The sequence below is a fragment of the Aquimarina litoralis genome (genome assembly GCF_019295435.1).
Taxonomy (GTDB): Bacteria; Bacteroidota; Bacteroidia; order Flavobacteriales; family Flavobacteriaceae; genus Aquimarina; species Aquimarina litoralis_A.
The window spans coordinates 20,941-33,010 of sequence record NZ_WEKL01000009.1 but is presented as its reverse complement, the minus strand read 5'-3'; the positions used below and the strand labels follow the sequence as shown (position 1 = coordinate 33,010).

The following is a 12,070-nucleotide window of genomic DNA, read 5'->3' as shown; positions in this document are numbered from 1 at the left end:
CTTAGTTCTTATAAATTCTTTAAAAAAGATTCGAAATTACAATGATTGAAATAGAGCGTAAATTCTTAGTGTCTTCAGATGTTTATAAACAAGAAGCGCATAAAAGCACACTTATTATTCAAGGGTTTTTAAATACTGATCCCGAAAGAACCGTAAGAATTAGAATCAAAGGTGAAGAAGCCTATATTACCGTAAAAGGTAAAAGTAATAGATCTGGAACTACTCGATTTGAATGGGAAAAGAACATTACTGTTGAAGATGCGAAGCAATTAATAACAATTTGCGAAAAAGGAGTTATCAAAAAAAACAGATATGAGATACCTTTTGGAGATCACGTTATTGAAGTAGATGAGTTTTTTGAAGATAATGAAGGATTAATTATTGCAGAAATTGAATTAAAAGATGAAAATGAAACTTTTCATAAACCCGATTGGTTAGGAAATGAGGTAACAGGCGATCCTAAATATTATAATTCTCAATTAAGCAAGCATCCATTCCGAAATTGGTAAAAAAACTTCCAAAATTTGATAATATTTCAATTAACAAATATGTAACATTTTAGTTTGTAATTATGGGTAAATATTCCCCGTCTAAGGAGGCTTATTAACCTTTTTAAATAAATTATTATGTTACGCAAATCTAAAAAGTCTCTTTTAGGGGCAATGGCATTATTATGTCTATCCGCTCCTTTGGCAGCACAAACAGAAGTAAGTGGATTTTATCCACAAAAAAATGAGCTTACAATCGCTCCGAGCTATTCATTTAAACAATACGATCGATTTTATAGAGGAACCGAACTTACAGATGGTAATCCAGCTGGTTTAGGTGAAATATCATCATATATCGTAAATTTATATAGTGAGTACGGAATTACTAATTGGTTATCTGCATCTCTTAACATGCCTTATATTTTTATAGAGAGCGAAACAGGAGAGCCAGATCCCGTACAGGGAACATCAAGTGTGGATGGTATTCAGGATTTAAGTGTCTTTTTAAAAGGAAGAATTTTAGAAAAAGACATACAATCTTTAGGCAAACTTGGTTTAGGTGCTGCGGTTGGCGCAAGTATTCCAGTCGGTAATTATGAACCTGAAGGTGTTTTATCCTTAGGGAATAATGCAAATACTCTTAATGCGAATGTTATGGCACAATTGACTACTAAGGTGAATTTCTTTACAGAACTTCAGTATGGGTATAGCTTAAAAGATAATAGTGATTTCGACGTTCCTAACGCTATGGTATATGGTATAAAATTAGGGTATTTTAACAATTATTTTTACACACATGTACAATTGGCTGTGCAGGATTCTATGGATGGGTTGGATATTGGAACTCCAGAATTTGCCGAAGCTGGAGGACCACGAGCACTTCCAGAAACTGAAGTTGATTATACCAATCTAAATGTGAACCTGTATATTCCTGTTTATAAAAACGAAATCGGTGTTTCTACCGCTTACAATCAGAACTTAGATGGTCGTAATTTTAGTAAAGAAACTTCATTCTCTCTTGGATTAGTATATAAACCTTTGTAAACCAATATATCAAAAGTCTATATCTCAATAACGCATTGGGATATAGGCTTATTCTTTGATTTCAATTCTCTTTTTGAGTTCGTTTCCTTTTTCGTCTATTACAGTAATAATATGCTTTCCTGGTTTTGGTTGCACTGGCATTTCATGAAACTGCTTCGTAACCCCAATAAATTTGTTATCCACATACCAAAAGACTCTTGTTTCTGGTTCAGTATGTGCTATTTTTAACACTACTTGATTAACCTTTCCATCAAAACCTTTGGGTAAATACACACTACTCTTTCCTTTCGGAAAAATAAAATCCATAGTTCCTACCAGTTCTTTTTTACAATCTGGTCTATATGGAGGCAACGCCCTATAATTTGCATTTTTACTTTTAAAATAATAGGCTTGTAAGGGTGGTAATATAAACCAAGACTCATGAATCATATTATCTACAGCTTCGCAAGAAGAATTCACCTGAAATGAACGTGTAGGATCTAAATGAATTAATTGATGGTATGGACAAGGTTTTGTCTTCATTCCAGATAGAGGAATCAACATTTTTTTAGAACGACATCCTGAAGCAGCCAAAAAACCACTTAATTCGCATACTTCCGCTTCTACCAGATCGTCATAGGGAATTGGAAACCAATTAGAATTAGGTAATAAATTAACCACATCAAATAACAATGGTGCAGCAGAGTTCAATCCTGTAAGCTCTGGTCTTCCCTCTCCATCTGCATTTCCAATCCATACACCCACTACATAATCTTTACTTGCTCCAACAGCCCATGCATCTCGATTTCCAAAACTTGTTCCAGTTTTCCAGGCAATTTCTCTAGCCGAATCATAAAATTCCCAGGCTTCATCTCCTTCCGGCCGATTTACTTTTTTCATAGCTTCAAAAGTTAACCAAATGCTTCCAGCACCGAATACCTGTTTTTGCTGCAAAGGTTTACCAAAATCAACTTTATGATTTATGTTAATAATAGGTTCAGCAAATTCATTACTAAAATATTCACTAGAAGATTCTTCATAGTGGTTTAGGGTACTTGCTAGACCAGCATAGGTTTTGCATAGATCCCATAGATTGCCCTCTGCACCACCAACAATCAGTGATAATCCATAATGATCTGCACTGTATTTTAGATCTTTAATTTGAAACACATTTAATTCATCTCTAAAACGTTGCAAACCATATTGTTGCAACAACCTTACCGCTGGGATATTTAGCGACCTTGCCAGTGCTTTATTTGCAGGAACGGCTCCGCTAAAAGTTTCATCATAATTCATAGGAGTGTACCCTGCTATTACCGTCGGTATGTCTGATACTAATTGTTCTGGTAATAACTCTCCTTTATCCATCGTCGCTGCATACAACAACGGTTTCAGGGTACTTCCTGTACTTCTCGCCGCTCTAATAATATCTACATCTTTCTGATGTGCCTTATCTGTTGGAGAGTTACCCACATAACTTAATATCTCTCTAGTACGAACATCTAATACTAAAACCGCCAAATTATAAACTTCATTTTGTTTTAAAGATGTATAGTGACGTGCTGCCAACTTATTTACCTGTTGCTGCAATGACCTGTTAATGGTAGTTTGTGTACGCTCGCCTGTATTTTTTAATGCCAATCTATCTAATAAATGTGGAGTATCTTGTGGTAATTGATAAGGACGTTGTGGTAACAATTCACTTATTGACAATTCATAAGTTATAGAATCAATTTTCTCTTGCTCTAATAATGTCTTGAGTAATCGGTTTCTCTTTGTTAATAATTGCGTTTGGTTCTTACCGGGATAAATCAAAGAAGGTGCATTGGGTAATACTGCTAATGTTGCACTTTCCGACCATGATAATTGGTGTGCAGGCAAACCAAAATATCGCCAAGAAGCCATATCAATTCCAACTACGTTACCACCAAATGGTGCATAAGATGCATATAGTTTTAAAATATCTTCTTTGGATTGACCAAACTCTAATCGAGTGGCCAAAATAAGTTCGATTAATTTTTCAAAATAGGTTCGCTTTTGACCTTTACGGGAAAGTCGGATTACTTGTTGGGTAATGGTACTACCACCTCTTACTACCTTTCCTGCTTTTATATTTTCACTAATAGCTTCGATCATCGCAACAGGATTAAATCCAAAATGTCTATAAAATTGTTGATCTTCAAAAGCTAGGATACATTCCTTAAACTTTCGTGGCACACTATCCGTTTCCGGAAAACGCCACTGTCCATCTTTAGCTATTTTGGCTCCTAACAATTCTCCACTTCTAGTTTCAATAACCGTAGCGGTAGGATCATCAAATAGAGGTTTAGGCAGCGAAAAATAATACCATATCAATACTATTGTTGCAAAACAAAGTTTCTTTGGATGTCTTTTTACAAAATTTACGAGTAGAGCAAACACAGTATTAACTACATTGGGATAATAATGATGAAATTTATGTAAATGTATTTAGATATTATTGAAACTTTACGAAATTTAAATATCAATCTATTCTTCTTCTAAATCTAGCAAACTTTCAATAGTTGAAAAAAGTGTAAAATTCCCCTAATTTCTATAGGTTCAATTCACATTTTCTTTAGTTTTCTTAAAAAACTTTACGAATAAACCATGTAATTTCACTAAATTATGACACTTTTAACACAACCAACTTTGTAATATCTTCCAATAAATCAAGAATCATAGGGCTTAAAATGAAAAATAAAACTACGTAATACATCCAATGATATTGTTATTAGATGTGTTCATTTTTAATAAAATTGTTTAGAATTGAAAAAAAATACCATCTACATAATTGCTGTTTTATGTACTTTAATTGCGTTTTCTCAGGATAAACCTTCTTATCAAAAAGTTGACAGCCTAGACGTTTTATTAAGAACTTCTGAAAAATTACGTGTTTCCAATGACATGTATGAATCTATTGAATATGCTTTTAAGGCGGTTAATTATGCACGAGAGCTTAAGAACGATCACTATCTGTCTCATGCTTACCTATTAATGGGAACTGTTCAATATGAAATTATTGATTATGAAAATGCTACTAAAAACTTTCTCAAAGCCTTAGAACAMACTGAAAAAACTGAGGATAAAATACTGTTGCCATATATTTTACATAGTTTGGCTAATATTTATTATGATGGAAATAATGATTATGAAAGTGCACTAAAATATTATCAAAGAGCCGTAGAACTCGGAAAGAAAAATCCTCATATTGGACAATATCAGGTTCCATTACATAATCTGATCTGGACTTATATGGACTTGGATAGATTCGATGAGGCCTCAATGTATCTCAAAGAAGCTGATAGTATAGATGCAAGTATTCCTGATAGCATTCAAGTGGATAGAAGTTCTTTGTATCTTTTAAGAGCAAGAAATTATGCATATCAAGGAAATATTGCTAGAGCTGAAGAATACTTTGACAAATCATTTGAATACTTACAAGATGAATCCTATTGGCCTAAAGGGAAAAGCTATTTCTACCAATATCGATCAGAGATGTACGAAGATATTGGAGATTATCCAAGGGCAATCGCTGATTTAAAATTACTTAATGAAAACGAACGTAAAGTTTTTGACAATGCAAGATCTAAAAGCAACAAAACAGCAAAAATTAGATCTAAGGTGGATGCATATGAAAAGCGATTAGCTATAGCTGAAAGAGAAAAAGATTTATTGCTAGATATTGATAAAAATAATAAGCTCATTATTTTCATCTCTTCTGCTGCTCTCCTACTATTAGCGGTTGCGTTTTTCTTCTATTACAGAGGATATCAATCTAAGAAAAGGATTACCGAAATTCTTGAAGTCAAAAATTCAGAATTATATGAAGCCAAATCACAAGCTGAAAAATTAAGTAAGATTAAATCACAATTTATCTCTACCATTAGCCATGAACTTAGAACTCCATTATATGGGGTAGTTGGTATTTCTTCTATATTATTAGAAAATGAAAAGCAATCGAATAAAGATAAAAAGCTACTTAATTCATTAAAGTTTTCTGCTGACTACTTACTTGATCTTGTAAACAATGTATTGAAAGTTAGTAAAATTGATTCTGAAGAAACAGGACTTATCAAAACACCTACAGATGTTCATTCATTAGCACAAAATATTTTACAATCTTTTGAATATCAAGCTCAAAAAAAAGGAAACGAGCTTATCTTGAAACACAATCATAAAATACCAAAACTACTAAATGTTGATGCGTTAAGAATTTCTGAAGTACTGATTAACCTTCTTGGAAACGCTATCAAATTTACTGATCAAGGAAAAATATGGCTTAGGATTAAATTAATATCCAAAGAAGGCACTAAAGTTAAGATTCGTTATGAAGTAGAGGATACAGGAATGGGAGTTCCTGAAGATCAAAAAGAATACATTTTTGAAGAATTTTCACAGATAGGAAGTGTCTATGACAATAAGCAAGGAACAGGACTTGGACTTTCTATTGTTAAAAATCTTGTACAAGTAATGGAAAGTGAGATTTATTTTGAAAGTAAAAAGGGAATTGGTTCCTTGTTTTATTTCGAATTAGATGTTGATATCGCGGAAAGTTTACAATTATCAGATAAAGATCAAGAACAAAAAGAACAAGATACTATTAATGCTAAAATTTTGGTAGCAGAAGATAATAAGATCAATCAATTGGTAACCAAAAACTTATTAAAGAATATTGGATGTGATTGTGAGATTGTAGCAAACGGAATTGAGGCTGTACAAGCCATAAAAAAAGAACAATTCGATCTCATATTAATGGATATCAATATGCCTGTGATGGATGGTATGCAAGCTACGTTAGAAATTAGAGAATTTAATAAAAGTACGCCCATTATCGCATTAACAGCTTCCGAATTAAGTGAGGTTTTTGATGATTGTAAAAAAGCAGGTATGAATGATTTGATTAACAAACCGCTTAATAAAAAAGACCTTCGTTATGCTATAGAAAAAAATCTTGTAGTAAATAGTTCTTAGAACCAGTTCCTAAAAAAAAGATCAAAATAATAAACAATACAGTACTATAATTTTCCTTGTTTATACTACTATCAAGTGGTTTTAGAGCATTCTTTGCTCAATCAATATAAAAAGTGATGTTGTAATTTTGACCCAAATTGACAACAAAAAAGACCTAATTATCAAAAACAAATAGTTCCCTAAAGATTATCTTTACATAAAAAGTAATGATCCTTGATTATAAAAAGATTGATCTGTTTGGAAAAATAGTATTTGAAACTATTACACTGACACCTCCCTTTAAAAAGCCGAACCTCATGCACAATGAAGCTTGCTTTTTATATATCATTAGAGGAACATACGATTCCATTTCAGAAACAGAAAAACTAAAGGTAGCTTCGGAAGAGTCGGTTTTAATGAAATGTGGTAATTATTCTTGTAATATGTTACCCTCTAAAACATCTGAAGAATACCAAGGATTAGCGGTACATTTTCATCCTGAAGTCTTACAAAAAGTTTATGAAAACAAGCTTCCTAATTTTCTAAAAAACAAGCAACCGTTGGAAGCTGGGATGTCCAAAATACAAAGTGATATTTTGGTCAAAAAATATATTGAAAGTATCTTGTTTTATTTTGAAAACCCAGACTTGGTAAATGAAGAAATTTTGGTCCTAAAAATAAAAGAGATTATACTATTGCTGAATCAAACTAAAAATGCTCCAGCGATCCGCTCTATACTTTCCAATTTATTTCATCCTACCTCTTATACTTTTAGAGAAGTTATTGAAGCTCATCATTTTTCGAATATCACATTAGAGCAATTAGCACATTTAACAAATAAAAGTCTTTCAACTTTTAAAAGAGAATTCAAAAAAATATATAAAACATCTCCTGCTACTTACTTAAGAGAAAAAAAACTTGAAAAATCTATTCAATTACTAAGCACAACAGATTTAAGAGCAACTGATATTGCCTATGATTGTGGTTTTGCCAATGTTTCACACTTTTCTAAAACCTTCAAATCTTTTTATGGTACTTCTCCTACTAATTACAAATTGACCCATTTTAGTAAATCATTGAACTAATTATAAAACATCTTTTTATCGCTTCTTTTCATTTTTGTATTGGTAATTATAAATCAAATAAAAATGAAAACAACTGCAAGAGATTTTAGCCTAGAATTAAATGAAAACCCAATTCCTGAAGTTGCCAAAAGAATTAATTGGTACCAAGAAAAATTCAATACCGTACCTAATTTAGGGAGGTTATTAGAATCTGCTCCAGCAACATTGCTTTCTTATGTAGATACACAAAATTACTTAGCAGAATTTGGAACGTTATCTCCTGAAGAAAATAATATTGTTCAAATGACAATAGCAGTAGAAAATGCGTGTGCTTATTGCGCTGGCGGTCATACTTTTGCTGGAGAAGTTTTATTTAACTCAAATCCTGACGACCTTAAAGAGATTATTAACAAACAAAAACTTTCCAATCAAAAGTTCAATGTGTTGCACGAGTTTACTAAAGATGTATATAATAAAAAGGGAAGAGTAAGTGATCAGAGTTTACAAAACTTCTTTGATGCTGGATATACAAAGCCGCAAGCACTAGATGTAATCACTAATATTGCTGCAAAAGTACTTTCGAATTTTGCCAATCAACTTGCAATAAACATTCCAGATGAAATGTTTGCTGATATTTCCAACAGTCTTAACTATGATTCTGAGTATAGGTAACAAAACCTAAATTCATTATCAGAATATAATATTAAAAGTCAGTTACGTGTTTAGTTATGTAACTGACTTTTTGCGTATATAAAATTTATAAGAATAACTCTTATACTTTTAATACTGTTTCTGTACTTAATTAATTAGATACGAAGATATCAACTGTAACAATCAGCATATAATTGAATCTATAAAAAAGAATCAATATTCCTAAAGCCATGCGGATACTTACTTTATTAATTGTTACATCTCTCCAAATACAATTCGTTTTTTGTCAAACTTCACTAAAAGAAATAAACCTCCCATATGGAGCACACAAAGTGGGTTTTAAACACTATACTTTAATCGATAGTACTAGAACCTACCGTATTAAAAATGAGTTTAATAATCAGTTGACATATAGACCCATTCCTGTAAGTGTATGGTATCCTGCCCATACGAACATTAAGAATTCTCAACAATTAAACGTACTAGATTATCTGCAAATCCTGAAAGAAGAGGAAGAATGGAAGAACTTACCAGATGAATACTTATTAGATTGGTTTCATTATCTATGGAATACTCCACAGAACAAGGCGCATCTACCGGAACAAGCCCATTCATTTGCTAACGCACCTATGTTGAAGGAAAAATTTCCAGTAATTGTATACGCTTCTAGTTATGAAGCTACTTCTATTGAAAATTTTGCTATGTTTGAATATCTAGCCAGTTATGGCTACGTAATTATATCAAGCCCATCAAGAGGAACAAGTATCAAAGAACTTGAAGGTGCAACTCCCAGAGCTGCAGAAACACAATCTAGAGATACAGAATTTATTTTAAAAGAAATCCATAACTATAGCAATATAACTATGGATAAAATAGCACTAATGGGATACAGTTTTGGTGGCTTATCGAATATAATCACAGCCATGAAAAACCCTAATATAAAAGCATTGATAAGCTTAGATGGTTCTGAAAGATATAATTACAAAGTATTAAACAAATCACCTTATTTCAATATACAAAGGTTTGATATTCCATATATTCATTTTGCCCAAAAAGACATTCCAGAAGCAGTACTCATAAGCGATAAAATTCCTGCCGAATTAAATTACCAATTCAAACTATATGACTCTCTAAAGTATAATGAAGCATATAGTTTTAAGTTTCATGATTTAACACATTCTTATTTTAGTTCCTTTGGAGTTTTGTTTGCCAATAGAGATAAAAGACAAGATAAAAGTGATGATGAAATTATGAGGTCTTATCGTCTGTTATCTCAATATACTTTACAGTTTCTAAATTTTTATTTGAAAGAAAATGGTAACAAAAATAGATCTATAGCATCTCTAGAAATTAATGATAAACTAGTCTCTCTAAAAACAAAAAAGGGATCAAAGAAGGCTTTTAATTATCGAGATTTTAATGATCTGGCATTATATCAAAATTATCAAGATCTTATTAAGCTATATCAACGCGAAAAAGAAAAACATCCAACACTCATGTTAGAAGAAGGAATGCTCAATACTTTAGGCTTACGGTTATCTTTTGATCCAAACAAAATAGAGCAAGGTATCCAGGTATTTTTATTGGCTTTACATATTTATCCCGATTCTTCAAATCTTTATGATAGTTTGGCAGAAGCGTATTTACTTAATAAAGACGTTAAAAATGCAATTATCAATTTCAAAAAATCGCTAGCGCTAAATCCTCAAAATCAAAATGCCGTAAACAAACTAAAATTATTGAAACAGTAGAGTTCTTAGTTTAATTCATATCAAAAACAGGCTGTTTCATTAATTTCTTTGATACATCCATTCTAATTTTTACATTGTGATGGTATTGTTTTCAATTAATTCGAATAGTAAATAAATTTACATGAAGACCATTGTCTTACCAGATGAATTAAATTTGGATACTTCCAAGTCTATGGCTGTTTATGATTACGAAAGTAATAAGGAAATTGCCAGGCAACAAATCTCGCTAAATACAAATACCTTTAGCTTTCTCCAGAAAGGTTTAAAAGAAGTATTTTTCGACGATTCTTCGTATGCCATTGATAATAGTCAATTCTTATTGATAAAATCCGGTCATTGTTTAATGACCGAAAAGCTATCTAATAATTCTGAACATTATCGCAGTGTTCTTTTCTTTTTCACTAATGAGGATATATTACAATTTATTAGAAAATTTGAATTACAAGCATCAAACAACACTACCCTCTATTCCACCTATTCTTTTCAATATGATACTTTTATAAAAAGATTTGTAGACAGTCTTTTGGATATTGTAAAACTTTCTCCTGCGATTCAAGATAAAATATTACCTACAAAATTTGAGGAGATCATGCTTTATCTCATAGAATTAAAAGGGGTAGATTTTTTATATGCTTTTACAAAGAATATCGATGATCAAACTCAAAGATTTATACAAACTGTAGAAAGTAATCGTTTAAATAAATTAACGCTAAAAGAACTTTCTTTTCTCTCCAATATGAGTGTTTCTAAATTTAAACGAGAATTTGAAAAGCATTTTCATGCTTCTCCTAGTAAATGGTTTCAAGAAAAAAGATTAGAACATTCTGCCTACTTATTAAAAAACAAATCAAAACGTCCATCAGACATTTTTGAAGAAATTGGATACGAAAGTCTTTCTAATTTCATTCAGGCCTTTAAAACTAAATTTGGAGTGACCCCAAAACAGTATCAATCAAGTTGAGCTTTTAGCAATACTTTTTGGACTAAAACCCATATCTGATTTCATACGATCCCACATAAATTTGCTCCCATAATTAAAAGACAAATAGTATGAAACGTCGGAATTTTATGATAGCAGTCATTATTGCTTTTACAAGTTCAATTTTTGGACAAAATACCTTTACCTTATCAAGTAACAATCTAGGCGGTGAAGCTACAATTAATGAAGAATTCAACGGTTTTGGTTGTACCGGAAAAAATCAATCTCCACAATTATCTTGGAAAAATGCTCCTAAAGGAACTAAAAGTTTTGCTATTACCATGTATGATCCAGATGCGCCAACTGGAAGTGGATGGTGGCATTGGGTAGTTTTCGATATCCCAAAAAATAGCACTGAATTACAATCTGGTGCGGGCAATACTGCATTAAACTTAATGCCAAAAGGAATTATTCAAAGTATTACAGATTATGGTACACAAGGGTATGGCGGTCCTTGTCCTCCACAAGGACATGGATTACATCAATACATCATAACCATTTATGCTTTAAAAACCGATAAACTTGGATTAAATGCAGACACAAACCCTGCTGTAGTAGGATATTATTTATGGAATAATACAATAGCTAAGGCAAGTATTGTGGCATACTACCAAAGGAAAAAAGTCTAGACTATTTATCATCAAAAAATAAGTACTACTAAAAAAGCATAAGCCCAAAGGTCTTATGCTTTTTTAATACTTTATATGCAATATCACTTGTTCTAATATCACTGTTATAGATTTATATATTATAAACTCATGGAGACAGCTTTGGATTTAGTGAATCCAAACTGATGATAGAATGGTTCCAACTCTGGTTTTGTGTTTAGAAAAACTTGCTCCACCTCACCTAACTGTTGTAATAAATTTTCAACGATACATTTTCCTAATCCTTTTTTCCTGTAATTTGTATCGATTACAATATCGTCTAACAATGCTCTAAATACTCCATCAGAAATGGCACGACCAAATCCTATAAGTTGATTAGTTTCTTCATTTCGAATTACTACAAATATTTCGGTATTTTCTAATAACTTCCGGATACTTTCTATAGTTCTATCTTTTGCCCAACTCGTTTGTAAAAAAAGAACCCTAATCTCTTCTACATCTGGAAGTTTAGTTTTGTCAATAATGTATTGCATTT

The 12,070-nt window shown here is 31.8% G+C and carries 10 protein-coding genes; 8 read left to right on the top strand and 2 right to left on the bottom strand.

Annotated elements, in window-relative coordinates; genetic code table 11:
- The first annotated feature begins 41 nt into the window (after positions 1–41).
- Positions 42–509 (top strand): CYTH domain-containing protein, encoded by a 468-nt coding sequence (locus GBO31_RS06805; protein WP_219007582.1) that lies wholly within the window; start codon positions 42–44, stop codon positions 507–509.
- Positions 510–626: 117 nt separating this feature from the next.
- Positions 627–1,532, top strand: coding sequence for a transporter (locus tag GBO31_RS06800; RefSeq protein WP_219007581.1), 906 nt, complete (start codon positions 627–629; stop codon positions 1,530–1,532).
- A 48-nt stretch (positions 1,533–1,580) separates the two neighbouring features.
- Here GBO31_RS06800 and pbpC read toward each other — a convergent pair whose 3' ends face one another.
- Positions 1,581–3,932: a penicillin-binding protein 1C gene (pbpC, locus tag GBO31_RS06795; protein WP_343211290.1), complete on the bottom strand. Its 2,352-nt coding sequence runs from the start codon at positions 3,930–3,932 to the stop codon at positions 1,581–1,583.
- Positions 3,933–4,298: 366 nt separating this feature from the next.
- On the opposite strand from pbpC, the gene GBO31_RS06790 reads away from it, so the two are divergent.
- The 6 genes from GBO31_RS06790 to GBO31_RS06765 all read left to right on the top strand — a co-directional run bounded on the left by GBO31_RS06790 (position 4,299) and on the right by GBO31_RS06765 (position 11,556).
- A complete protein-coding gene (locus GBO31_RS06790) occupies positions 4,299–6,503 on the top strand; it encodes a tetratricopeptide repeat-containing hybrid sensor histidine kinase/response regulator (RefSeq protein WP_219007580.1) in 2,205 nt (734 codons plus the stop codon).
- 206 nt (positions 6,504–6,709) lie between these two features.
- Positions 6,710–7,567 (top strand): helix-turn-helix domain-containing protein, encoded by an 858-nt coding sequence (locus GBO31_RS06785; RefSeq protein ID WP_219007579.1) that lies wholly within the window; start codon positions 6,710–6,712, stop codon positions 7,565–7,567.
- 63 nt (positions 7,568–7,630) lie between these two features.
- Entirely contained in the window at positions 7,631–8,218 is a 588-nt protein-coding gene (locus GBO31_RS06780) for a carboxymuconolactone decarboxylase family protein (RefSeq protein ID WP_219007578.1), read from the top strand.
- A 209-nt stretch (positions 8,219–8,427) separates the two neighbouring features.
- Positions 8,428–9,948 carry a CocE/NonD family hydrolase gene (locus GBO31_RS06775; protein ID WP_219007577.1) on the top strand — a complete coding sequence of 507 codons (1,521 nt, stop codon included), beginning with the start codon at positions 8,428–8,430 and terminating at the stop codon, positions 9,946–9,948.
- Positions 9,949–10,069: 121 nt separating this feature from the next.
- Positions 10,070–10,909 carry a helix-turn-helix domain-containing protein gene (locus GBO31_RS06770; RefSeq protein ID WP_219007576.1) on the top strand — a complete coding sequence of 280 codons (840 nt, stop codon included), beginning with the start codon at positions 10,070–10,072 and terminating at the stop codon, positions 10,907–10,909.
- Between the two features lie 89 nt (positions 10,910–10,998).
- Entirely contained in the window at positions 10,999–11,556 is a 558-nt protein-coding gene (locus GBO31_RS06765) for a YbhB/YbcL family Raf kinase inhibitor-like protein (protein WP_219007575.1), read from the top strand.
- 119 nt (positions 11,557–11,675) lie between these two features.
- On the opposite strand, the gene GBO31_RS06760 is transcribed toward GBO31_RS06765, so the two are convergent.
- Positions 11,676–12,068, bottom strand: a complete 393-nt coding sequence (locus GBO31_RS06760; protein ID WP_219007574.1) for a GNAT family N-acetyltransferase — start codon at positions 12,066–12,068, stop codon at positions 11,676–11,678.
- Positions 12,069–12,070 lie beyond the last annotated feature (2 nt).

Bases quoted from the DNA above. Each gene is read 5' to 3' on its own strand.
- GBO31_RS06800 (WP_219007581.1), top strand. From the start codon at position 627: ATGTTACGCAAATCTAAAAAGTCTCTTTTAGGGGCAATGGCATTATTA.
- GBO31_RS06805 (WP_219007582.1), top strand. From the start codon at position 42: ATGATTGAAATAGAGCGTAAATTCTTAGTGTCTTCAGATGTTTATAAA.
- GBO31_RS06780 (WP_219007578.1), top strand. From the start codon at position 7,631: ATGAAAACAACTGCAAGAGATTTTAGCCTAGAATTAAATGAAAACCCA.
- GBO31_RS06770 (WP_219007576.1), top strand. From the start codon at position 10,070: ATGAAGACCATTGTCTTACCAGATGAATTAAATTTGGATACTTCCAAG.
- GBO31_RS06775 (WP_219007577.1), top strand. From the start codon at position 8,428: ATGCGGATACTTACTTTATTAATTGTTACATCTCTCCAAATACAATTC.
- GBO31_RS06760 (WP_219007574.1), bottom strand. From the start codon at position 12,068: ATGCAATACATTATTGACAAAACTAAACTTCCAGATGTAGAAGAGATT.
- GBO31_RS06785 (WP_219007579.1), top strand. From the start codon at position 6,710: ATGATCCTTGATTATAAAAAGATTGATCTGTTTGGAAAAATAGTATTT.
- GBO31_RS06765 (WP_219007575.1), top strand. From the start codon at position 10,999: ATGAAACGTCGGAATTTTATGATAGCAGTCATTATTGCTTTTACAAGT.